The organism is Ignavibacteriales bacterium (assembly GCA_026390815.1).
GTDB lineage: Bacteria > Bacteroidota > Ignavibacteria > Ignavibacteriales > SURF-24 > JAPLFH01.
In genome coordinates this window covers 76,307-101,386 of the sequence record JAPLFH010000005.1, presented here as the reverse complement: position 1 = coordinate 101,386, position 25,080 = coordinate 76,307, and the positions used below count along the sequence as shown (strand labels likewise).

General features: G+C 34.1%; 23 protein-coding genes. 16 read left to right on the top strand and 7 right to left on the bottom strand.

The features are described from left to right. Positions 1 to 74: 74 nt before the first annotated feature. The 7 genes from NTX22_01005 to groES form a co-directional block, all read right to left on the bottom strand. Complete coding sequence (locus tag NTX22_01005; GenBank protein MCX6149081.1) at positions 75 to 1,409, bottom strand: TolC family protein; 1,335 nt, start codon at positions 1,407 to 1,409, stop codon at positions 75 to 77. 63 nt (positions 1,410 to 1,472) lie between these two features. Further along, a complete protein-coding gene (locus NTX22_01000) occupies positions 1,473 to 2,690 on the bottom strand; it encodes an ABC transporter permease (protein MCX6149080.1) in 1,218 nt (405 codons plus the stop codon). 17 nt (positions 2,691 to 2,707) lie between these two features. Then, the gene (locus tag NTX22_00995; GenBank protein ID MCX6149079.1) at positions 2,708 to 3,454 is read right to left on the bottom strand and encodes an ABC transporter ATP-binding protein; all 747 of its coding nucleotides are present in this window, start codon (positions 3,452 to 3,454) and stop codon (positions 2,708 to 2,710) included. 20 nt (positions 3,455 to 3,474) lie between these two features. Further along, the gene (locus NTX22_00990) at positions 3,475 to 4,764 is read right to left on the bottom strand and encodes an efflux RND transporter periplasmic adaptor subunit (GenBank protein ID MCX6149078.1); all 1,290 of its coding nucleotides are present in this window, start codon (positions 4,762 to 4,764) and stop codon (positions 3,475 to 3,477) included. Positions 4,765 to 4,812: 48 nt separating this feature from the next. Then, complete coding sequence (locus tag NTX22_00985) at positions 4,813 to 5,160, bottom strand: hypothetical protein (GenBank protein MCX6149077.1); 348 nt, start codon at positions 5,158 to 5,160, stop codon at positions 4,813 to 4,815. A 258-nt stretch (positions 5,161 to 5,418) separates the two neighbouring features. Next, positions 5,419 to 7,059, bottom strand: coding sequence for a chaperonin GroEL (gene groL / locus NTX22_00980; GenBank protein ID MCX6149076.1), 1,641 nt, complete (start codon positions 7,057 to 7,059; stop codon positions 5,419 to 5,421). A 16-nt stretch (positions 7,060 to 7,075) separates the two neighbouring features. Continuing rightward, complete coding sequence (gene groES / locus NTX22_00975) at positions 7,076 to 7,375, bottom strand: co-chaperone GroES (GenBank protein MCX6149075.1); 300 nt, start codon at positions 7,373 to 7,375, stop codon at positions 7,076 to 7,078. A gap of 220 nt (positions 7,376 to 7,595) precedes the next feature. Between groES and NTX22_00970 the strand changes: the two genes are divergently transcribed. The 16 genes from NTX22_00970 (at position 7,596) to NTX22_00895 (ending at position 25,064) form a co-directional block, all read left to right on the top strand. Next, entirely contained in the window at positions 7,596 to 8,366 is a 771-nt protein-coding gene (locus NTX22_00970; protein MCX6149074.1) for a CPBP family intramembrane metalloprotease, read from the top strand. A gap of 15 nt (positions 8,367 to 8,381) precedes the next feature. Continuing rightward, positions 8,382 to 9,098, top strand: a complete 717-nt coding sequence (locus NTX22_00965) for a pyridoxine 5'-phosphate synthase (GenBank protein MCX6149073.1) — start codon at positions 8,382 to 8,384, stop codon at positions 9,096 to 9,098. Continuing rightward, positions 9,095 to 9,883, top strand: a complete 789-nt coding sequence (locus NTX22_00960; protein ID MCX6149072.1) for a TIGR02757 family protein — start codon at positions 9,095 to 9,097, stop codon at positions 9,881 to 9,883. The genes NTX22_00965 and NTX22_00960 overlap by 4 nt, the downstream gene beginning before the upstream one ends. Positions 9,884 to 9,938: 55 nt before the next feature. Next, entirely contained in the window at positions 9,939 to 10,103 is a 165-nt protein-coding gene (locus tag NTX22_00955) for a hypothetical protein (GenBank protein ID MCX6149071.1), read from the top strand. 105 nt (positions 10,104 to 10,208) lie between these two features. After that, complete coding sequence (locus NTX22_00950; protein ID MCX6149070.1) at positions 10,209 to 12,287, top strand: oligopeptide transporter, OPT family; 2,079 nt, start codon at positions 10,209 to 10,211, stop codon at positions 12,285 to 12,287. A 118-nt stretch (positions 12,288 to 12,405) separates the two neighbouring features. Then, complete coding sequence (locus NTX22_00945; GenBank protein MCX6149069.1) at positions 12,406 to 12,786, top strand: PqqD family protein; 381 nt, start codon at positions 12,406 to 12,408, stop codon at positions 12,784 to 12,786. 1 nt (position 12,787) lies between these two features. Beyond that, positions 12,788 to 14,248, top strand: coding sequence for an aminoacyl-histidine dipeptidase (locus NTX22_00940; protein MCX6149068.1), 1,461 nt, complete (start codon positions 12,788 to 12,790; stop codon positions 14,246 to 14,248). 104 nt (positions 14,249 to 14,352) lie between these two features. Further along, positions 14,353 to 15,705, top strand: coding sequence for an MFS transporter (locus tag NTX22_00935; GenBank protein MCX6149067.1), 1,353 nt, complete (start codon positions 14,353 to 14,355; stop codon positions 15,703 to 15,705). A 114-nt stretch (positions 15,706 to 15,819) separates the two neighbouring features. Further along, positions 15,820 to 16,602, top strand: coding sequence for a hypothetical protein (locus NTX22_00930; protein ID MCX6149066.1), 783 nt, complete (start codon positions 15,820 to 15,822; stop codon positions 16,600 to 16,602). Between the two features lie 271 nt (positions 16,603 to 16,873). Continuing rightward, entirely contained in the window at positions 16,874 to 19,054 is a 2,181-nt protein-coding gene (locus NTX22_00925) for a UvrD-helicase domain-containing protein (GenBank protein MCX6149065.1), read from the top strand. A gap of 7 nt (positions 19,055 to 19,061) precedes the next feature. Next, positions 19,062 to 20,924 (top strand): family 10 glycosylhydrolase, encoded by a 1,863-nt coding sequence (locus NTX22_00920; protein ID MCX6149064.1) that lies wholly within the window; start codon positions 19,062 to 19,064, stop codon positions 20,922 to 20,924. Positions 20,925 to 20,966: 42 nt separating this feature from the next. Next, positions 20,967 to 22,013 carry an ATP-dependent 6-phosphofructokinase gene (locus NTX22_00915; protein MCX6149063.1) on the top strand — a complete coding sequence of 349 codons (1,047 nt, stop codon included), beginning with the start codon at positions 20,967 to 20,969 and terminating at the stop codon, positions 22,011 to 22,013. Positions 22,014 to 22,215: 202 nt separating this feature from the next. After that, the gene (locus NTX22_00910; GenBank protein MCX6149062.1) at positions 22,216 to 22,902 is read left to right on the top strand and encodes a GDSL-type esterase/lipase family protein; all 687 of its coding nucleotides are present in this window, start codon (positions 22,216 to 22,218) and stop codon (positions 22,900 to 22,902) included. A gap of 25 nt (positions 22,903 to 22,927) precedes the next feature. After that, positions 22,928 to 23,083, top strand: coding sequence for a hypothetical protein (locus tag NTX22_00905; GenBank protein MCX6149061.1), 156 nt, complete (start codon positions 22,928 to 22,930; stop codon positions 23,081 to 23,083). Between the two features lie 21 nt (positions 23,084 to 23,104). Further along, on the top strand, positions 23,105 to 24,829 hold the full coding sequence (locus NTX22_00900) for an AMP-binding protein (protein MCX6149060.1): 1,725 nt from the start codon (positions 23,105 to 23,107) through the stop codon (positions 24,827 to 24,829). 1 nt (position 24,830) lies between these two features. Then, a complete protein-coding gene (locus tag NTX22_00895; GenBank protein ID MCX6149059.1) occupies positions 24,831 to 25,064 on the top strand; it encodes an acyl carrier protein in 234 nt (77 codons plus the stop codon). Positions 25,065 to 25,080: the final 16 nt, after the last annotated feature.

Genomic DNA, 25,080 nt, shown 5'->3' with positions numbered 1-25,080 from the left:
AAATCTGTTTAGCTGGCGGCAGTTCATTCCATTAAATGAATATTCCTAACGACAGTGCTGGGCTAACTTTAATTTTAGTTTGTAGTTAATTTTCCCAACGCATTTTTTAGTGTAAACTGTTTAATTAAATAATTTTGTTCCTGGTTGATTTTATTGTTCTGTGCCTGCAAATAATCTCTATAGATCTGTTGCAAATCAATATAAGTTGCTGAGCCCAAAGTATAAGCTTCTTTTTTTATTATCCAATTTGCTTCTGCCGATTTAACAGCTTTATCAGAAACGTCCAATTGCTTTTTGGCAGTCTGCAAATCGAGGATAGAATTTTTAACTTCACTTTTAATCTGTCTTTCCAGGGCAGACAAATCTTCCTGGCTATTTTCAATTTGTACCTTTGCAAGTTGTATAGAATAATCCGTGCTCCAGTGAGAAAAAATTGGAAGACTTAAAGAGAGACCAACGCTATAAACTCTTCTACTAAATAAATCACCAGGTTGAATTGCATTAGTTGAGAATCCATAATTTCCATTCAGTTGTGGTAATAAATCTCCTTTGGAAATAGAGAGCTGGTATTGCGAACTTTTAAGTTTAAGTATTTGGCTTTGATAATCATTTCTACTTGCGATTGCTTCTTTATATAAATTGTCCAAATCACGATCGATATCTAACGTATCCAAAAGTTTTGTGCCGTTTAGTTCGAAGGAATAATTTTCAGCAACATCCATCGATAAATAATTAAGAAGACTAATCTTTGATTTTTCATAATTATTTTTTGTTTGTAAGTAAACTAATTCCGAATTGGCAGCCTGCACTTCTTGTGAATACACATCAGAAATTGTTATCATTTTCAAGTCGAACATTTCCTTTATTTTATCCAACATTGAATTATTGTATTTCAAGTCTTCTTCCTGAAATTTTAGAAGTTTCTCACCGTTAACAATAGCAACATAATAATTTATTGTTTGAAGAATTATATCCTGTTTCAGTTTATCTAAGTCGAACCTGGCTGCTGCTAAATTATTTTTTCTTTGGTTAACAGTTAAGATGTTTGCTAATCCATCGAATAATGTAACATTACCATTCATCCCAAAAGAAAAACTTCTTGAATCTGTTTGCGATGGACCAATTACTTGTGCATTTCCAAAATAATCTATTTGAGTTTTACCACCATCATCACTAACTCTTTGCCAGCCCCAGCCAGTATTTACGTTTAAGGTTGGAAGAAAATCACCATAAGCTGTCTTTAAACTGGCTTCAGTGCTTTTTAAATTATTTTCACTTTTAACCGCATTTGTATTTCTATTTAGTGCGATGGTTATTGCTTCATCTAAACTTAGTTTTTTTTGTGCAACAATATTGTTAAATGAAATTATCAAGGAAGCTGCTATAAAATAAAACTTATAATATCTCATTTTCAATCTCACCTAAGAGTTATTTATTATTGTGGAAAATTTTCATTCCGTTCCAAGGATGGACTATTCATATCTTAATGCATCAATTGGATTTAAGTTTGCAGCTTTCTTTGCTGGATAGAACCCAAAGAAAATTCCTATTGCTCCGGCAAACCCAAACGCCAGTAAGATAATTTCAGGTCGAATGTATGCAGCCTGGCTGGAATAATTATTTAATATATACGTCACTCCGAATGCTATAATTACCCCAATTATTCCACCAGACAAACTCAATACAACTGCTTCGGTTAAAAATTGAACCATAATATCAGTCGTTCTTGCTCCCACAGATAATCTTATTCCAATTTCCCTGGTTCGCTCAGTTACAGAAACCAGCATAATATTCATAATTCCTATTCCACCAACAATAAGTGAAACGCCAGCTACCGATGCCAGAAGAATTGTTAAAACTTTGGAAGTTGCAGTTGCTGCTTCAGTTATGTCTGCCTGGTTTCTAACTGTAAAATCATTTTCATCGCCAGGATTTAGGCGATGAGCTTCCCGCATAATATTTGTAATTTCATCCTGAGCTTCCTGGATTTGTTGAGTTGATGCAGCACTGGCTTGTATGTAGGTAATATATCTTCCACCAGTTAATCTATCCAATACAGTTGAAGAAGGCGCTAAAATAACATCATCATTATCATTGCCCATCGCACCTTGTCCTTTAGCTGATAATACGCCAATTACTTTGAATGGAACATTTCGAATTCTTATTTGCTGACCAATAGGATCAGTATTTGGAAATAAATTCTGAACAACTGTTTGTCCAAGAACAGCTACTTTAGCCCGCGCCATCACGTCTTTGTCGGTAAAGAATTCTCCGGACGCCAACTGCCAATCTCTTATTTCTAAATAATTGGGTGCAACACCTTGTGTTTGCGTGCTCCAATTACCAGTTCCACCAATCACCTGTCCACCAGCTCTTACAACGGGGGATACTGCCTTAATAAGAGAAGCATTTGCATTTATTTTATTTACATCTTCCATCGTAAACCTGTTAATACTTCCCGCACCTCTACTAATTCCACCAGAGCTGCTTGAACCAGGGAAAATCACTAATAAATTTGAACCAAGCGCTGCTATTTGCTGCTCAACCTGCATTTGTGCGCCATCTCCAATTGCAACCATAACTATTACTGCTGCAACACCTATAATTATACCTAAAGCTGTTAATAAACTTCTCATTCGCGCTTTAAGAATACTTTTTATTGCAACTTTGAAAATATTTTTTGTTTGCATTTTAATTCCATTCAGATTTATTCAACAGCTTCTTGTTTAAGTTTTAGTAATTCTTCGGAGGCAATAAGTCTATCTTTAATTAAAAAGTCTTTTATAATTTTACCGTCTTTTAGTTCAATAATTCTTTTAGCAAAATTTGCAAAATCTCTTTCGTGCGTAACAAGTACAACAGTAATTCCTTCATCATTCAATTTTTGAAAAAGATCAAAGACATCCACCGACATAACACTATCCAGGTTACCTGTTGGTTCATCAGCTAAAATTAGTGATGGTTCATTTACAAGTGATCTTGCAATTGCAACTCTCTGCTGCTGTCCGCCAGAAAGTTGATTTGGTTCGTGAAGAATTCTATCTGCCAATCCAACCCGTTCCAACACTTCAATCGCTTTCTTTTTTGGATCCAATATTCGACGTCCTCTATCGTACATCAATGGCAATTCTACATTTTCCAATGCTGATGTTCTGGCAAGTAGGTTATAACCTTGAAATACAAATCCAATCTTTTCATTTCTAATTTTTGCATATTCGTTCTTAGAAAGTTTGCTTGTGTTTATACCATCCAATAAATAATCACCGGAAGTTGGTTGATCAAGACAACCTAAAAGATTTAACATAGTAGATTTACCTGATCCAGACGCACCCATTATTGCAACAAACTCTCCTTTTTCAATTTTTAAATTAACTGATTTCAAAGCATGAACTTCAATTTCACCAACTTTATATGTTTTAGAAAGATTATTTAATTCTATTACAAACTGGTTCAATTTTTATCCTATCTATTTATTTAGAATCCACGTCTTGGACTACGCGGCATATTACTTTGAGGATTCAAAATATTTGTTTTGTTATTTTGCACTTGAGTATTATTTTCTACGATGCCAGATATTACTTTCATTCCTTCCTTTAAATTTCTTCCTCTAACTATCTCTGTATTTTTTCCATCAGTTACCCCAAGAACAACACGGCTTGTTTTTAACTTACCAGTTTCATCCAAGTACCATACGCTGCCAAAATTTCTTGTTCTGTTGGAAGAATTTCCAAAACCTCTTCCAGAAGAATTACCACTTCCTCCACCTTCTCTATTTTTAAATCTATTCTTAATACTATCCGGTGCGTTTGCCATTTCCTTTTCCAGGTTTTTCTTAAATTCAGCCAGCAAATCTTCATTGGGTTGGAATCTGAGCGCAGAGTTGGGAATAAGCAATACATCTTTTTTTTGTTCAATAAAAAACTCAACAGTTGCTGTCATCCCAGGTAAAAGTAATTTTTCACTATTATCAGCATTAACAACTATGGTATAATTAACAACGTTCTGAATAACCTGAGGATTCAAACGAACCTGAACTACTTTACCAGTGAATTTTTTATCAGGGTAAGATTGAACCGTGAACTGAACATCCTGCCTAAGCTTTATCTGCCCAATATCACTTTCATCAACAGTTGCTAAAATTTTCATCTGTGCTAAATCATCCGTAATAGTAAAAAGAGTTGGGGTTGAAAAACTTGCCGCAACTGTTTGCCCCTGTTCAACATTCCGATTAATTATTTTACCGCTCATTGGTGCAACAATAAAAGCGTAGCTTAAGTTTGTCTTTGCTCTTTCTAATGCGGATGCAGCGGAGTTTAGGGAAGCAGAATCACTTTTTAATGCAGTTTTTGAATTGATAAAATCAAGTTCGGAAAGATATCCTTTTTCAAATAATTGTTTATTTCTTTTATGTTTTGCAAATGATGATTCGTATTGGGCTTGAGCTCTTTCTAAACCTGCCTTGGAATCTCTAACTTGCGCTGCTAAAAAAGTTGTATCAATAAGCGCCAGCATCTGACCTTTTTTCACTTCATAATTAAAATCGACATAAATTTTAGCAAGTATTCCAGAAACTTGAGTTCCGACATCTACTTTTTTTATTGCATCTAAAGTTCCGGAAGATGTAATTGTTGTGTTTAAATCTCCACGGGTAATATCTGCAAACGTGAATTTATCTTTCTTATCTTCTCCTTTAAAAAAGAAAAAGTAAATGACTAAAGCAGTCATAATAGCAACTGGAGCAAGAATAAATATTTTTTTTCTCATTGTGTCTACCATTAATATAAAACTAAAAATTGGTGATAAAAGAATTTATTAATTCTGTCTGCGTCTGTTTTCAGACATACGTTTCTTTCTTTCTTCCAACATTTTTTGAAATTCTTTCTTTTGATTTTTATTTAAGATTTTTTCAATTTCTTTATTAGATTCATCCATTATTGATCTTACTTTTTCTCGTCTTTCAGTCCTATCATCAGAAAGATTATTCAGTTGATCGCCAGCTTTTTTCAGAACGATTTCAACTTTGGTTGTTTGATCTTTGTCCAATTTTAATTTTTCAACTAAATCTTTTAACCTGTCTTCAGGCTTAAAACGGAATTGGGCATTCGAGACACTTAAAGAAGTTAGCAGAAGAATTGTTATGATGATTATATTGCGCTGCATAATTTTCTCCACAAATTTATAAATTTTTTAAATAGAATTAATTACTCTTTCAATGTGAATAATTCCACTACTTTGAGACAGAAAGATCGAGCAAAAGGTTTAACATATTGATAATGTATTTAAAGAAATTGTTGGTAAAATTTAGGTATTTGGAAAACTTTCATGAAAATAATTAATGCAGGCAGACTAATAAATAGAAAAGGCGAAGTTAATAACTTCGCCTTTTTTAACATGAGGACTTCCTCAGACTCTTTTATACTAATAATCCATTCCACCCATACCACCCATACCTCCTTGAGGCATTGATGGCATCTTATCCTGTTCTTTCTTCTCGAATACAACTGCTTCAGTTGTTATCAATAATGAAGCAACGGATGCGGCATTTTCTAATGCAGTGCGTGAAACTTTAGTTGGATCAATAACGCCAGCTTTAATTAAATTTTCATAAACTTCGGTCTGAGCATTAAATCCATAATCATCTTTTCCTTCCTTAACTTTATTCAGAACAACAGCGCCTTCCAGTCCAGCATTGTTAACAATTTGCTTTAGTGGCTCTTCCAACGCTTTCTGAACTATCTTCACACCAGTAGTCTGATCAAGATTCTCACCTTCTAACTTATCCAGGTAACTGATTGCTCTAACAAATGCTACACCACCGCCAGGAACAATACCTTCTTCAACAGCTGCCCTGGTTGCGTGTAATGCATCTTCAACGCGTGCTTTCTTTTCCTTCATCGAAATTTCTGTAGCTGCGCCAATCTTCAAAACAGCAACACCACCAGAAAGTTTTGCTAATCTTTCCTGTAATTTTTCTTTGTCGTAATCAGAAGTTGTTTTTTCAATCTGCACTTTTATTTCATTAATTCTTTTCTTTAATTCATCTGGTTTTCCAGCACCTTCAACTATTGTAGTGTTGTCTTTATCAATTTTAACTTTCTTGGCTCTACCAAGATAAGAAATAGTTGTGTTCTCTAATTTGAATCCACGTTCTTCAGATATTACTGTTCCATCGGTTAAAACTGCAATGTCTTCTAACATTGATTTTCTTCTATCACCAAATCCTGGTGCTTTTACAGCGGCTACTTTTAAAGTGCCTCTTAATTTGTTTACAACCAAAGTAGCTAAAGCTTCACCTTCTAAATCTTCAGCAATTATCAAAAGTGGTTTTCCTTGTTGTGCAACTTTTTCAAGTACAGGTAACAAGTCTTTCATTGCTGAGATTTTCTTATCGTGTATTAGGATATAAGGATCTTCAAGAACTGCTTCCATTGTTTCAGCATCTGTAACAAAGTATGGTGAAATATATCCTCGATCGAACTGCATTCCTTCAACTATATCTAAAGTAGTTTCAGTTCCTTTTGCTTCTTCAACTGTTATAACACCATCTTTACCAACTTTATCCATAGCTTGTGCAATTAAATCGCCAATTGATTTATCATTGTTTGCAGAAATTGTTCCAACCTGAGCTATTTCATTTCTGTCTTCAACATTTTTACTAATAGATTTCAAATATTCAACAACTTTTGTAACAGCTAAATCAATTCCTCTTTTAAGATCCATTGGATTTGCGCCAGCGGTAACATTCTTCAAACCTTCACGATAAATTGCCTGTGCTAATACAGTAGCTGTTGTTGTTCCATCGCCGGCAACATCGCTGGTTTTAGAAGCAACTTCTCGAACCATTTGTGCTCCCATATTTTCAACCGGATCTTCCAATTCTATTTCTTTGGCAACAGAAACACCATCTTTAGTAACGGTTGGTGCACCGAATTTTTTATCTAAAATTACATTTCTTCCTTTAGGACCAAGAGTAGCTTTAACAGCATTTGCTAATTTATCAACACCTCGCTTTAAGCCATCTCTAGCTTCCGCATCATAAATAATTAATTTTGAAGCCATATTTATTCCTCCTTATTTATTTAGTTATTATTCCAAAAATATCGCTTTCGCGCATAATTAAATATTCTTCTTCATCAACACGTACTTCTGTACCAGAATATTTACCATAAAGAACTTTATCACCAACTTTTACTGTCATTGCAACCTTCTTTCCATCGTCAGCAATTTTTCCATCGCCAACAGCAATTACGGTTCCTTCAATTGGTTTTTCTTTTGCAGTATCTGGCAGTATAATTCCGCCTTTTGTTTTTTCTTCAGCCTCAGCAGCTTTTACAATTACACGATCACCGAGAGGTTGAATCTTGAGCTTTGCCATATTTAATCCTCCTTATTTAGTTTAGAAATTCATTTTAGAAAATTTTGTTAGCACTCTGTTTTAACAAGTGCTAATATAGAAAAGTTGCAACTATTTTTCAACATTTTTAATGAGATTTGAAAATAATAAAAATAATTCTTGTTAAAATCTTGCGATTTTGAGCGGAATTGGAAAAAATGTATCTTAATTACCAAGATTATTATTTGTAGAAAGAAACATTATGAAGGACAAACTTTTAGCTGAAATTCGAAAAGTAAAAGAACTTGATAAGAAAATAGTAATTCTATTTATCTCAATAGCAATTTTACAAACAATATCCTGGTATTATACTTCCAGAAAATATTTTAGATTTAACTTATACCAATACTTTTCTGATAACCCAAAAGTTGACTTAATTGAGTATGCATATTGGTTTTTAGGTGATACCATTTCCTTTTTTATACTTCCAATATTAATCATCTTGTTTATTTTCAAAGAAAAGATTGCTGATTATGGTTTGAAGTTTGGAGAAATTGGATTCGGTTTTAAGTTATCAGCAATAATTATTTTAATAATGTTTATAGTTGTTTGGTTTGTCTCATCCACAAAATCTTTTTATATAACTTATCCTTATCTTTCAGAAGCCAGGGAAAGTTGGACTGTTTTTTTAATATTCGAATTTCTCCTATTCATCTATATTTTTTCCTGGGAGTTTATCTGGCGCGGTTATATGCTTTTTGGTCTTGAATCAAAGTTTGGATACTACGCCATCTTTATTCAGATGATTCCTTTTGTTATTTTACATAATGGAAAACCAGCGTTAGAAACTTTTAGTGCAATAATCGGTGGAGTTTTACTTGGAATTTTAGCGCTCAGAACCAGATCATTTCTTTATGGAGTGCTGATTCACTTTTGTTTGATCTTTAATATGGATTTACTATCTACACTTCGTTATAAATCAAACGAATTTGGAGTAGGAATAAATTCTTTTATCAAAATCTTTTTTAATTGAAGGAAGGAGATTCAAATGAGATTATGTCTGAACGTTGATCATGTTGCAACACTTAGAAATGCAAGGGGAGAGACTCAACCTGATCCGGTTACCGTTGCCTTAATTGCGGAGCAGGCAGGTGTTGATGGTATTGTTGTTCACCTTCGGGAAGATAGACGTCATATTAATGAAAGAGATCTTCGGCTGTTAAGAGAATTAATCACAACCAAACTTGATATGGAAATGGCTGCTGTTCCGGAGATTATTAAAATTGCCTGCGATGTACAACCAGAACTTGTTACAATTGTTCCGGAACGAAGGCAGGAATTAACCACGGAAGGTGGAATAAATGTAATTGACAATATTGATCAACTTTCGTCAGCAATCAAAGACCTTCACAAAGCACAAATTCCGGTATCACTTTTTATTGAGCCAGATATCGATCAGATAAATGCAGCAGCAGAAATAAAAGCTGATCTGATTGAAATTCATACTGGAGTTTTTGCGAATGCTCCGACTGAAGAAGAGCAGTTTGATGAATTAGATCGAATTCGAATGGCAGCAAAACAAGCTAAGAAACTTGGTCTTGGTGTAAATGCAGGTCATGGACTTAATTACATTAATATAAAACAACTTATTCAAGTTGAAGAAATTGATGAGGTTAGCATCGGGCACGCAATTCTTGCGAGAGCAGTTGTGGTTGGCATTAAAGAAGCCATTCAGGAATTGCAAAAAATTATGCGTACAAAATGAGTTTATCCCTAAAACGAAAACTGGATTATCATTACAGATATTTTAGCAAAGAAAAAATATCTCCTGATCCGCTTGAGTTCCTTCACAAATATTCAAAGTTTGAGGATATAGAAATAATCGGATTCCTTGCTTCCGTTTTTGCCTATGGAAATGTAAAACAAATTATTAATATTTTAAGTGAAATTGAAAAAATATTATCTGGCGAACCATATAATTTTGTATTGAATTTCAATAATAAAAAGGATGGAAAATATTTCAGTAATCTAAAACATCGCTTTTATTCTGGCGAAGATATTATTTCATTATTTGGAATTCTTAATTTAGTCTATTCAAACTATTCAACTTTAAGAGATCTATTTCTTTTATATTATTTTGATGATGAATCAAACCTTAAAAGTACTATTTCTTGCTTTTCACAAAATCTATTGCACCTTTGCGATAAATGTAATGGTGGTTCCACTTATCGATCTGGAATAAAATTTATGTTCCCTGATCCTTTAAAAGGAAGCGCATGTAAAAGAATGAATTTATTTCTCAGGTGGATGGTGAGAAAAGATGAATTAGATTTGGGTTTGTGGAGCGAAATTCCAACACACAAACTAATTATCCCGGTGGATACTCACGTAGCAAGGATTTGCCGTGAATTAAAACTTACAAAAAGTAAAAATGTTTCCTGGATTATGGCAGAAGAAATTACACAAAATTTGAAAAAGTATGATCCGATAGACCCAGTAAAATATGATTTTGCAATCTGCCATATTGGAATGAGAAAACTGAAATTCTGAAAAGAATATATGAGTTTGTATTAAAAAAGAATAAAAATATTAATTGGGAATTTTTATGAGTCTTTATTCGATTGTATTTATTGCTGTAACCATCCTGCTTCTAATAGGACTTGGTCTGTTTGGCTTGTTAATTATGAAGATTGACAAATGGATAGATAAAAAAGAACGGCTGGGAAGGGAGAATATATTTAAACCAAAGAAAGATGATGGCGACGATTGAGAACCAAAGACTATTAAAAATAGTGGTTGAACACCTTAGAAAACATACTTATATTGCAGACAAATTTTTTTATAAAAATCAAACTCACTTACTGTAGGAGTAAAAATGGCTGAGCAGAAAAAGTTTGTACCATTTGTTTCACCAGAAAATAACATGGCAGAATTTACTATCCGAGCTTTGATTATCGGTTTGGTAATGGCTGTAGTTTTAGGCGCTGCAAATGCATACCTGGGGTTAAAAGCTGGAATGACGATAGCGGCTACTTATCCTGCTGCCGTAATCGGAATGGCAATTCTTAAATCAGTTAAAGGTTCTATTCTGGAAGAGAATTTTGCAAGAACTGTTGGATCCATCGGAGAATCTGTTGCTGCGGGTGCAATCTTTACATTGCCTGCATTTTATATCTCCGGGATTTGGAAAGAATTCTTTACACCCTGGCATTATGTTACTGCAACATTAATTTTAATTTCGGGTGGTATACTTGGAATTATGTTTGTTGCATTACTACGCAGGGTTATGGTTGAAGATGTAGAACTTCCATTTCCAGAATCGGTTGCTGCAGCAGAAATCCACAAAGCTGGTCGTTCATCTGGTACTGGTTCACAATTCCTTTTTGGAGCAATGATTGGAGGTGCTGTTATTAAAGCTCTTGCCGAGTTTAAATTCTTTGCAGAGACTTGGGAAAAATTTATTACCTTCACTAAACAAACAATTACAGGTACAACAATTCCAGTGCAAGGTGGCGTGTTGTTAAGTTCACCGGGAATTAGTCCTGCATATATGGGTGTTGGATATATAATCGGTCCAAAATTAGGCGCTTTAAATTTTAGTGGTGGTTTACTTGCGTGGGGATTATTAACTCCATTAATTATGTACTTCATCGGACCATACATTACTCCGGATTTTATAAATGGATGGGCTTCATATATCATGGGAACGGATAAATCACTTTCCTTGCAAGCTGCTACTACAAAAGTAAGCGATCCGGTTTTTCAGATGTATGCCATTTGGAAATATATTGTTAAGCCAATCGCCATTGGTGGTATGTTAATGGGTGCCAGTTATACATTATTCAAGATGAGGAAAAGTTTAATTACCGGTATCGGCAGATCAATAAGTGATGTAAAAAAAGCTGCAAGTGGAAGTGAAGTTAACACCATCAGAACAGAAAAGGATATTAAATTTTCATACGTGGTAATGGGAATTGCAGCAGTTGCAGTTGCCACATTTTTAATTACCTATTTCATTTTTCAAACTGCTTTTTTGCCGGCAATAGTGGCGGCAACGGTATTGATTATTTTAGCATTTTTCTTTGCAGCAATCTCTGGCTATTTGGTTGGAATTATGGGTTCAAGCAACAATCCAATTAGCGGACTTACTTTAACTACTCTGGTAGTTACTGCCTTGATTATGGTTAGTATGGGTGTTGATGCTTCGCATGGCGGAGTAGCGGCAGTACTTGGTGTTGCAGCAATCGTTTGTGTAGCCGCGGCAGTTGCCGGAGAAATGTTACAAGATTTGAAAGCCGGACACATTCTTGGTGGTACACCATGGAAAATGCAGATTGGTGATATTATTGGAGTGGTAATTTCTGGATTGGTTATGTTTTATATTTTAGTCTTTTTAAACCAAGCAGATATTGCACAAGGTTTAAAAGAAGGTTATGAAGGTGGTTTTGGCGGTCCAAAATTATCTGCTCCGCAAGCCGGTTTGATGGCAATGCTTTCAAAAGGAATTGTTGGTGGCGCAATGTCCTGGCCACTCATTATTGTTGGAATGTTAATGGGACTTGCATTTATTCTAATGCAGGTTAAAAGTCCGATGCTTGTAAGTGTTGGCATGTATCTACCATTGGAAACTACATTTGCAATTTTTATCGGTGGTTTACTTAAAGGTGCTGTTGATCTTTTAAATAAGAAAAGAAATCACAATGATGCTCAGAGAGCCAGAGTTGAAAATGTTGGTGTGCTGTTAGCTGCAGGCTTTATTGCCGGCGAAGCATTAACGGGTTTGGCATTTGCACCATTTAAGATTGCAGAAATTGATATTTATAGAATATTTACAGTTCCACCAATTGAAATTAGCATTGTGATATTGCTGATTATTACCGCTGTATTGATTTATATTCCTTTAAGAAATGCTGGCAAACCAGATGAACCTGCTCCACCAACAGCAGTTATGTAATTCTGGATTGTAGTGGTAGAAATTGTTTAGATCGGAGAAGGAGTAAATTACTTTTTCTCCGATTTGCTTTTAATAAATGTTTTTCTATTAAACTTGTTAGAATAATTTATAGGTAGAAATGGCTCTTAATAAATTGCGAAATAAAAAATTAGAAAAGGCTAACTATTTAGATCTTACACCTTTCAAACGATATAAAGAAGAAATTGCTGAAAATGGTACGGTTAAAGTATTACTTCCAAAGTTTACTAATAAGTTTGTAGTTAAATATCTTGTTCCTAAAATGAAATCTTCGTTTATTAAAATTAATCTGGATGAGTTTGGATCCGAAACTTGGCTGCAAATTGATGGTGAGAAAAATGTTGCTTCCATTGGCGAAGAACTTAAAAAAAAATTTGGAGAAAAAATCAATCCAGTAAATGAAAGACTTACAAAATTTTTAACACAATTGTATACATCTAGATTTATTTCGTTTAACGAACTTAAAAAAAAAGGAGATTAAAATGGAAAAGGTTTTAGGAAATCTTAAACCAGAATTGGTTTGGAAATACTTTGAAGAGATTTGCAGTTATCCTCGTCCATCCAAAAAGGAAGAGAAAATTGCTGCGTATATTTTTTCAGTCGGTAAAAAGTTAAACCTCGAAACTTTCAAAGACAGTTTCGGGAATATTATCATACGTAAACCAGCAACACCAGGTAAAGAAAATTTGAAAACAGTTGTTCTTCAGGGACATATTGATATGGTATGTGAAAAGAACAGAGATGTTGAACACGATTTTGATAACGATCCGATTATTCCTTACATAGACGGCGAGTGGGTTAAAGCGAAAGGTACAACACTTGGTGCAGATAATGGCATTGGTGTAGCTTCTGCATTAGCCGTGCTGGAAGATAATTCATTTGAGCATGGTCCAATTGAATGTCTTTTCACTTTAGATGAAGAAACTGGATTAACTGGTGCAACTAATCTTGATACTGATGCATTAAAGGCTACTATTCTTTTAAATCTTGATTCAGAAGAATTAGGTACTTTTTTCATCGGTTGTTCCGGTGGAAAAACTACGATGGCAAAATTTACATTCAAACCGCAGGCAGTTCAGGAAAATTATCTCGCGTATGAAATTAAAGTTGCTGGATTACAAGGCGGGCATTCTGGTTTAGAAATTCATACTGGCAGGGGAAATGCAATAAAAATATTAACAAGACTTTTATGGAACGCAACCCGAGAATTCAAAATTAAACTATCCAAAATTGAAGGCGGAAATAAACATAATGCAATTCCGCGTGAAGCATTTGCAATTGTATTGGTTCCTAAAAAAGCTGGAAAAGATTTTCTGAAATATGTTGAAAACTTTAATAAAATAATAAAAGAAGAACTGCTTACAAACGAACCGAACTTAAATGTAATTGCGGAAAAAGTTAAAAAACCAAAAACTGTAATCAATGGAAAAACGCAGATTAAATTGTTAAATACGTTGTATGCATTACCGCATGGTGTAATTACTATGTCACCAGATATTCCAGAACTTGTTGAAACATCTACTAACCTTGCTACAATTTCTACAGATGGAAAAAATGTTAATATTGTAACAAGCCAAAGAAGTTCTGTCGCATCAGAAAATCAGGACATTGTTAATATGGTTTCCACTGTATTCCATCTGGCAGAAGCAGATGTTGTTGAGGGTGATGGTTATCCTGGCTGGAAACCTAATGTTCATTCCGCAATTCTAAAAGTATTTAAAACTGTTTATGAAGATATGTATAAAAAGGAACCTGAAGTAAAGGCAATTCATGCTGGATTGGAATGTGGAATCATAAGTGAAAAATATCCCGATATGGATATGATCTCTTTTGGACCCACAATGTTTGGCGTACATTCACCAGATGAAAAATTGAAGATTGATACTGTACAACCATTTTATGAATTGCTTGTTAATGTTCTTAAAAACATTCCTGCAAATTAATTTTATTCATGTCTTAGTGTTTCCTTTAAATTGAAAAATATTTTGAGAGAAGCACTAAGACAATTATAATTCATTCCAAATAACAATTAAGTAATAAACTTAGAATGGAAAATACTCATACTCTAAAATCCCCGCCATCTACTTTAATGCGATGGACAATACTGCTATTCATCAGTCTGGCAATGTTTGGTAATTATTATATCTATGATAGCATAAGTCCGCTGGCAGATGTGCTTAAACAGCAGCTTGGTTATTCAGATTCAAACATTGGATTATTGAATGCCATTTATAGTTTTCCAAATATAATAATGGTTTTAGTGGGTGGAATAATCATTGATAAAATTGGAACAAGAAAATCAGTATTCATTTTCACTTTCCTGGTTATGCTCGGTTCGGCACTAACTGCTATTTGGGGAAACATTTATACCATGTCCGCTGGCAGATTGATTTTTGGTTTGGGTGCTGAATCGATGATAGTTGCTATAACAACAATTATTGCGAGGTGGTTTAAAGGAAAAGAATTATCATTTGCATTCGGACTTAATTTAACTGTCGCACGCCTTGGTTCCTTCATAGCATTAAACGCTCCATCGTGGGGAAAAGATTACTATAATTACTGGCAAACACCATTATTAATTACTGTAGCGTCTGGTGTTTTTGCTTTGGTTTGCATCGGTGTTTATTATTTCTTTGATGCCTATGCAAGCAAAAAATATGATCTGCCTAAAGAAGGCGCACAGGATAAGGTTGTTTTAAAAGAGCTGTTCAATTTCGGAAAATCTTTTTGGTTCATCACTGCACTATGTGTTACTTTTTACTCTGCTATGTTTCCATTCCAGACTTTTGCTGTTAAATTTTTCCAGGAAGCACACGGAACAACAAGAGAGGTTGGCGGAAATCTTTCCAGTATGCTAACACTTGCAGCGATGTTTTTTACACCTCTTTTTGGGCTGCTATCAGATAGAATTGGAAAACGATCTCTCTTAATGATGATTGGATCATTGTTAATTATTCCGGTTTATTTAATGATGGCTTACAAAATTGATATTGCAACTCCGCTTGGGTTCAGCGGTTCGTTAAATATCAATCTTGATTTCTTTGATATTCATTCAAGCATTCCAATGTATTTAATTATTCCTATGTCAATCATGGGAATAGCTTTCTCTTTAATTCCTGCGGTTATGTGGCCCTCAGTTGCATTGATTGTAAGGCAAGAAAAACTTGGAACTGCCTACGGTTTAATGACTATGATTCAAAATATTGGGCTATTCGCTTTTAATTTGATAATTGGATTTGCCAACGATTTTGGTAAAGCAAGTGCAGCAAATCCAGGTGGTTATACCTTAGGAATGTGGATTTTTTCTTCACTTGGTTTTTTCGGATTATTGTTTGCATATTTGCTAAGGAAAAGTGAGCTTGGTATTGGCGGACACGATTTGGAGAAAGGGACAAAGTAAAATGAAAACCTTCGAGGTTATCGGATCCTCGAAAGTTCAAAAGTTTGGATAACCTTCGAGGTTTTTAGAACCTCGAAGGTTCAATCGTTCAGAAATAAAATTAAATGAGATTGTATGAAACTAAATAAAATATATTGTTCCTTGCTGATGCTGGCAATCTCTTTAATTATTTCCATTCCCAAAAACACAGAAGCACAAACCTGCGGATTTGGATGTTTTGGTCTTAGCGGCTTTTATGGCGGATATTCTTACCAAAAGTACGATGCGGGTGGATTAAATTCTTTTATCGATTTTATGAATAATAATGGAAATTATCCTTCCACTGGAACTCAGTTAGAAAAATTCAAAGCCGCTTCTGGATTTAGAATAGGTGCAAATATTTTCCGGTTCAATTATAAAAACCTTTTAGTTTCGGTAAAAGGTTATTATCAATACTTAAAAGAGGAACATGAGAGTTCTAATAAAGTTGATGCTTTAATTACATCGAATAAGTTTTCTATGAATTTAAATTATTGGGGTGTTGGAGTTGATTTAGGAGTTTCCTTATCCAATTCTTTTGATCTTAAAATTGTTGATGCTCAAGTAACTTTTCACAGTGCAGATTTGGATGTAAGCCAACCATCCTCGTCTTCTAAAAATATTGAAACGCAATACAAAAATGGAAAGTCAGCTACCGGCTTTTCAATTGGTTGTGGATTTATTTATAAAATTTCAGGTGATTACCTTAGCCTGGAAACCACCGCTGGTTATACAAACTTTATAATCAAAGAGATGTATGACAATAAAGAAAATAGTTTTTTAGGACCGAATAATTCTTATGTATCCGGGGAAAATTTTATTAGTGGAGGTGGGCTTTTTCTTTCTGCCCAAATAAATCTTGGAATTCCACTCTATTAATTTTCAACAATTTGCCATATAATTAAAATAATAAACTCTAAACTGGCGTTGTTAAATTCAAAATTGATTACCTCAAATCAGAAATTTTTAAAATCTATTGTCATCTTCATTTAAAAAATGATACTGAAAAATAAAAGTTATTGTTGAAATATTACTAAAAAGGTGTTTTTCCCACATTTATTTTCAAGACAAAATCTTTAGTACTTCGCTTAATTGAATTTACAGGCTCATTTTTGTATATTTGCACACTAAAAAATGTAGTTCCACATCTATGAATATTCTAAAATCACTTAATCCTGAACAAAAGCTGGCAGTTGAGCATCTTGAAGGACCTTCTATGATTGTTGCTGGTGCAGGATCCGGCAAAACAAGAGTCCTTACTTTTAAGATTGCCTATCTAATTGAAAAAGGTTTTGAGGCTGACTCAATTCTTGCATTAACTTTTACTAATAAAGCTGCAAACGAGATGAAGCAGCGGATTAAAGAGTTAATTGGATCAAGCGCAAACCGACTTTGGATGGGAACATTCCATTCCATCTTTGCTAAAATTTTAAGAATTGAAGCCGATAAAATTAATTATAAAAGTAATTTTTCCATTTACGATACTGAAGATTCCTCTTCTCTTGTTAGTTCAATTATTCAGGAATTGAATATTAATGCTGAAAATTTATCTGCTAACTTCATCCAGCATAAGATAAGCAATCTTAAAAATCACATGATTTTTCCTGCAGAGTTTAAAGATAATATTGCTTCAACTCCAAATGAAAAAATAATTGCTGATATTTTTATTGAATATAATAAACGACTTTTTGAAAATAACTCAATGGATTTTGATGATCTTCTCCTTAAACCAATTGAGTTGTTTAACTCTAATGATAAGATTCTTCAAAAATATAAAAAGAAGTTTGCATACATTTTAGTTGATGAATACCAGGATACAAACCGTGCGCAATACGAATTGCTGAAATTACTTGTTAATTCAAAAAGAAATATTTGCGTGGTTGGGGATGATGCACAAAGTATTTATGGCTGGCGCGGTGCAGATATTCGTAATATGCTAGATTTTGAAAAGGATTTTCTTAAAGCAAAAATATTCCGGTTAGAACAAAATTATAGATCAACTAAATTTATTTTGGCTGCTGCTGATTCCATTATTAAAAATAATAAAGATCAAATAGTTAAAACGCTCTGGACCAATAACAATGATGGAGAGCAGGTAACTTTAGCCCGGTGTTCTGATGAAAAAGATGAAGGTCATCAGATTACTAAGTTGATTAAAGAGGAAATATTTAAAAAGAAATTACAGTATAAGGATTTTGCTATCCTCTACCGTATAAATGCACAATCCCGTGCGCTAGAAGAATCCTTCCGAAGAGAAAGAATTCCTTATCAAATTATTGGCGGAGTTGAATTTTATAAGCGAAAAGAAGTTAAAGATATTGTTGCTTATCTGCGAATTCTCTGCAATCAAAATGATGAAGAAAGCTTATTAAGAATAATGAATTTTCCTCAACGCGGAATTGGTAATACTTCAATTACCCGTATGATAGCATTCGCAAGAAAACTGAATTTAACTCTATTTGATACTATGACCAGAATTTTTGAAGTTATTGAAGTGAAAGAAAGAATTCAGAAAAATGTTAAATCATTTAAAATGTTATTGGATAAATACATCGACCTGAAAAGTAAATTGTCTTTGGCTGAATTAACCAGTGCATTGATTGATGAACTTGGAATATTAAGAATTTACAAAGAAGAAAATTCTCAAGAATCAATGCAGCGTTATGAAAATGTTCAGGAACTTTTAAATGCAGTCAACGAATTTTCAAAAAGTTATCCTGGCTCTGGTATTGAAGAATATCTTGCCGATGTATCTTTAATTTCCAGCGTTGATCAAATGGAAGATGAAAAAAATTGTGTAACATTAATGACGGTTCATGCTTCCAAAGGATTAGAGTTTCCTATAATATATATATCCGGAATGGAAGAAGATATTTTTCCGCTGGCACCAAAATTTAATGCCGATTCAAGAATTGAAGAAGAAAGACGTTTATTCTATGTTGCATTAACACGTGCACAAAAGAAAGTTTTTATAACTTTTGCCCGTTCAAGATACAGATTTGGTGAAGTAGCATATCAAAGTAAATCCCGGTTTATTGATGAAATAGATCCTGCCACTTGCATAGAACTGAATGGTGCAGGCAATAGGAAATCCGGAAGAAAAACTAAAAAAGGTATGGCAGTAGATGAAATGTACCAGGATGAAGATTATGACTTCAACCAGGAACACAAATCTATTAGAGTTGGTAGTAAAGTTCAGCACGATACTTTCGGATATGGAAAAGTAGTTGCAGTAACTGGTGTTGGAGATATGCAGCGTGTTAATGTTAATTTTGAAGATGTTGGGAATAAACAATTATTGGTAAAATTTGCAAAGCTTAAGATTTTATAAGTAAAGAATGAAGAAACTGTTTGTCATTTTAATAATTCTTATTAGTTATACTAAAACACTTCCACAGGAATTACGAGCTACCTGGATTGCAAGGGATGTATTTTTTTCCAAAGAAAATCTTGCCCAGGCAATTGATAGCTTAGCAGCCGCAAATTTTAATGTCATTTACGTTAATGCGTGGAGCCGCGGTTATCCATTATGGCAAAGTGATATTTTCTATTCTGAAACTGGTTCCAAAATTGACCCAACCTATAATGGCAGAGATATTTTAGCTGAGGCTATTGCTGAGGGACATAAACGTGGTATGCACGTAGAGGCTTGGTTTGAATATGGTTTTGTTGGTGGGTGGACCGGCAATATACCTAATGGTGAAAAAGGACCAATCTTTAAAATCCATCCGGATTGGGTTGCAAAAAAATTAGATGGCAGTGAAAAAGATAATAGCAATTTTTACTGGATGATTCACACTCATCCGCAAGTGCAACAATTTCTAATTTCACTTGCTAAAGAAGTTGGAGATAAGTATGATATAGATGGAATTGAGTTGGACAGAATTCGATATGCTTCGGTAGATTATGGATACGATTCCTACACTGATAGTCTTTATAAAATTGAACATAACAGTTCGTCACCTCCTAACAACTCTTCGGATCCAACCTGGTTAAAATGGCGGGCTGATAAATTGAATTTATTTATGAAAGCATGTTATGACAGCATCAAAGCGGTTAACCGCCATGTTAATGTTTCTAATGCCCCAAGTTTATATGGGACTGAATACACTTCTTATTATTCTTTTTGCCAGGATTGGTTTTGGTGGGTTAATAACTTAGCTGTAGATAATGTTCAGGTTCAATCATATGTAACTTCTCCTCAATCGTTAGGAAATATTCTGGATTATGTTTCGACTAAAATAAATGATAAATCAAGAATCTTTCCGGCAATTGCAGTTGCTCCAAATGGAAATGTTCTTTCTAAGGAAACTATCCAACAATTTTTTGATCTTACAAAATCGAAAGGTTTCCTTGGGAATTCAATTTGGTATTATTCTGATTTAAAAAACAATAATCTTTTTACCTGGTTAAAGAATGGTGCTTATTCTTCCAAAGTGTATCTACCATTTAAAGCTAAGGACTGGCGTGAATATTATCAGATAATTCCTGTTAGTGATACAATTAATGCTAAAAGAACTGGAAGCTGGACACAAAGCTCTTTATCCGGATTAAATGGTCCTTCTATTTATTCATTTTCATCTGATCCTTCCTCAATTAATTACTATTGTGATGTACCTGTGGAAGGAAATTATGAAATCTATGTTTTCGTTGTTCAGGCGGTCAACCGTTCATCTAATGCTGAGTATACAGTTTTTGATTCGAATAGAAACGAAAAAATTATTTATGTTGATCAGACAAATGTTAATAACCGGCGTTGGTATAAACTTGGTGATTTTTATTTGGCAAAAGGTAAAAATCTTACTGTTCGCTTAACAAACAATGGCTTGGAGTATGGTAAAAGTTTAAGTGCTGATGGAATTTTAATATCACTTAACAGAAAACTATCACCTGACGCTTCAACCGGCATTGAGGAAAAAAAAAGTCCAGCCGAAAAAATAAACCATAATTTTAATCTTAAAAATTTTCCAAATCCTTTTAATAACCAAACAAGGATTTCGTTTAATTTAAATTCCAGCAATCTTTATACTCTGCAAATTTTTAATATAGTTGGAGAAAAAATATTTACTATTAATAAAATTGGTAAAACTGGATTGAATTATTTAGATTTTAATTCGGATGGACTTGCAAGCGGAATTTACTTGTGCAGCATTAGTCAAAACAATTATACTGAAACAATGAAAATTGTTTTAACAAAATAAAGTTTATTAGTTTATAATTTCAAATTATTATAGGAGAACAAAATGAAAATAGGCATGTTAACTGGTGGCGGAGATTGCCCTGGTTTGAATCCTGTCATTCGTGCAGTTGTTCGAAAATCAATTCTTAATGGACATGAAGTAATTGGTTATACGGAAGGTTGGAGGGGGTTGCTCGAAAATAAAATTGTCAATCTGGATTTAGAAGCAGTCTCTGGAATTTTACATCGTGGTGGAACAATTCTTCGTTCTTCCCGCACAAACTTGTACAAAATTCCAGAAGGTGAAGCAAGAGTTATTAAAAATCTTAAAGACAATGGTGTTGATGCTCTGGTTGCAATTGGTGGAGAAGATACACTCGGTGTAGCAACAAAATTATACAAAGCAGGTGTAAACGTTGTTGGCGTTCCCAAAACAATCGATAACGATTTAAATGCAACAGATTTTACATTTGGATTTGATACCGCAATTAATATAGCTATGGAAGCTATTGACCGATTACATACAACCGCAGAATCACATAATCGTGTTATGATAGTTGAAGTTATGGGAAGGCATGCTGGATGGATTGCTCTTTACTCTGGTTTAGCTGGTGGGGCTGATGTAATTCTTATTCCAGAAAAGCCTTTTAAAATCCACGATGTTTGCGATCTTATTCAGAAGAGACACTCAAGAGGGAAATTGTTCAGTATTGTAGTTGTGTCTGAAGGAGCTAAATGGGATACTACAGATGATAGTGATAAAGATGGTTCGTTTGTTTTAAGCAGTATGGAAAGAGACTCATTCGGTCACGTACGATTAGGTGGAATAGGTAACCTATTAGCTGCGGAAATTGAAAAGAGAACAGGCTTTGAAACAAGAGCTACAATCTTAGGTCATATCCAGAGAGGCGGCTCTCCAACTGCGTCGGACAGAGTTCTTGCAACAAGATTTGGTGTGTTTGCTGCCGAGTTGATTGATTCAAAACAATTTGGTATGATGGCTTCATTAAGAGGAAATGATATTGTTGCTGTTCCTCTTGCTGATGCTACAAGTGAATTAAAAACAGTTGATGATAAGTTGTTCCAGGTTGCAGCAACATTTTTTGGATAAATATAATTTGTAAAAAACACTGCAAATAAAAAATTATACTGTGTCTTTATGACTTTGCGATAAATTAAACCGCACTGCTATGAAGACACAGTTTTTAGAATTCAACTTGTACATTCCATAAAAATTCCTTAAGAAAATCCTTTGATTGTTAACCAATATTATGGTAATATTCCCACAATAATTTTCTAACTTTTATATACGCATGAAAAAAATCATCTTAATCTTTATCATTATTTTTTGTTCCCTCCAATCAAAATTAATTTCTAAAAACAATAGTGATATTTCAGAAGACACGCTTCTGTACAAAATAAATAAACTCTACGACCTGCAATTAGGAATGTGGGAGACTTATAAAACCAAACATGCCTCAATAGTTATGTTCGGTAATTCAATTACACATGGATGCAGTTGGAATGAATTGCTTGGCAGAAGTGATGTAGTTGACCGAGGAATTCCAAGTGATAACCTGGTGGGATATTTAGCGCGTATTGATTATATCTTTCGCCTGCATCCCCGTGTTTGTTTTATTATGGGTGGAATCAATGATATCTATGGCGGTTTCTCTCTTGATGATATTTATAAAAATTATATTAAGCTGATTGATACTTTAAGATCAAAAAAAATTGTTCCGGTAATTCAATCTACACTTTACGTTTCAACAAAATGGCATGATGCGTCTACAAAAAATCTAGACGTAGAAAAGCTGAATAAGTTATTGCAGGAATATGCAATTAAAAATAAAATTTTGTACCTGGATCTTAATTCAAAATTGATCGATGGAAAATTCCTTAAAGACGAATTTACTTATGACGGAGTTCATTTAACCTGGCGCGGTTATAAAATTTGGGGGCAGGAATTAGAAAAAGTTTTAAAGATGCTCGGCATTTAATTATTAACAATCTGATAAATATATAATGATTGAAAACAACAAAGTTCATCAGCCGGTAATTATTATTGCCATTGCTATTCTAATCTTATTCCTTATTTCCTTCCAATCATCTGATATTAAAATTGGTAACCTGGTAATAAGAAAATTAGATTTGCTTTCAGATATCAGGGCAGATAATTAATAATTTTTAGGGATTTACAAAATGTATAATGAAATTAATAACCGGAATGAAATCGTTTGGGATAGGTGGTGCAGGAATGCAGATAAAAACCCAGATCGGGATGCAATTATCCATTGGGTTGCCGGTGAAGAACCATTCCGCTGGACTTTTTCAAATTTAATTAAAACAGCCGAAAGTCTTTCAATAAGTCTGTTGGAAAATGGAATTAAACGTGGTGATGTTTGCGCTATAATTATCCGGCACAATAAATACTTGTATCCTTTGTACCTTGCCATAGATAATGTTGGAGCCATCCCGGCTATACTTGCTTATCCAAATCCCCGTTTACATCCGGATAAATTCAGGCAGGGAATTGAAGGAATGTCTCAACGGTCTGGTCTTGATTTCATTTTAACTGAGATTGAACTGGAACCGATGATTCGCCCTTTAGTTGAAAAAGAAAACAGCACAATAAAAGGTTTATTTTTTCCGCTTGAATGGAATAGAGAAAGAAAACTGGAAGGTGAAAATCATAAAAAAATATTAGAAGTTCATCAATCAATTAAAAGCACTGATCCATTTCTGCTTCAGCATTCTTCCGGAACAACTGGATTACAAAAACCAGTTTTGCTTTCTCACCAGGCAGTTCTTCAGCATGTTGAGTATTATTGCGAATCAATTAAATTAAATGATGAAGATAAAATTGTTAGCTGGCTTCCGCTTTACCACGATATGGGTTTGATTGCAGCATTCCATCTTCCGCTTGCATTTGGAATTCCAACAATCCAGATTGATACTTTTGAGTGGGTTCTTATTCCCTCGCTTTTACTTGAGGCAATTTCGAAAGAAAAGGGAACAGTTTCCTGGCTTCCAAATTTTGCTTACAACCTAATGGCAGATAAAATTCTTGATGAAGATCTGGAAGGAATATCGTTGGAGAGCTGGCGGTTGATAATAAATTGTAGTGAACCTGTTCGTTATGAAAGTCATCAAAAATTTATAAAAAGATTTCAACAATATGGATTGAAACCACAAGCACTTTCATCTTGCTATGCAATGGCTGAAACTACTTATGCTGTTACACAAACTCCCCCGGATGTTGAACCCGCACTGCTTCCTGTTGACAGAATTGAATTAGCAAAAGGTAAAATAAAAATTTCAAAAAATGGTGAAAACGCAAGGATATGTGTTTCTTCCGGCAAAACAATTAAAGGTTGCGAAGTTAGAATTGTAGATGAAACTCGGAATGAAGTTGATGAAGGAATCATTGGCGAGATTGCCATTAAATCAGTTTCTATGTTTGATGGCTACCGTAATTATCCGGATAAAACCGCTGAAGTTTTACAGAATGGCTGGTATTACAGCGGAGATTACGGTTTCCAAAATGGAGATGAATTTTACATCATTGGAAGGAAGAAGGATATCATTATCGTTGCAGGAAATAATATCTATCCGGAAGATATTGAAGATGTAGTTAGTAAAGTTGAAGGAATTATTCCTGGCAGAGTAATAGCATTTGGTGAAGAAGATACCGAGATGGGAAGCGAACAGATTTCTGTTATAGCTGAAACAAATAAAAGTAATGCTGCTGAACAGAAAAAATTAAAACTGGAAGTTATTAAAGCTGGAATGGCAATCGATGTTTCAATAAGAAATGTTTACTTTGTTCCACCTCGCTGGTTGATAAAAAGCTCGGCGGGTAAACCAAGTAGAAAAGCAAACAAAGAAAGAATTTTAGAAAACGCAGAAGAAATAAAATGGAGTTAAGATGATATCTGAAGAACTAAAGAAAGTAATTCTTACGGCGCTTAAGCTGGATGAATGGGATTTTACAGATGAAACTATGGCACCACAAGTTCCTGGATGGGATTCCTTGAACCACATAAATGTTATTGTTGCGGTGGAAAAGCATTTTAATGTTCGCTTCAAAAATCTTGAAGTGCTGAAACTGAAAAATGTTGGCGATCTGCAAAAATTGCTTGATGCTAAACTACAAAAATAAATTTTTTAATCATGTT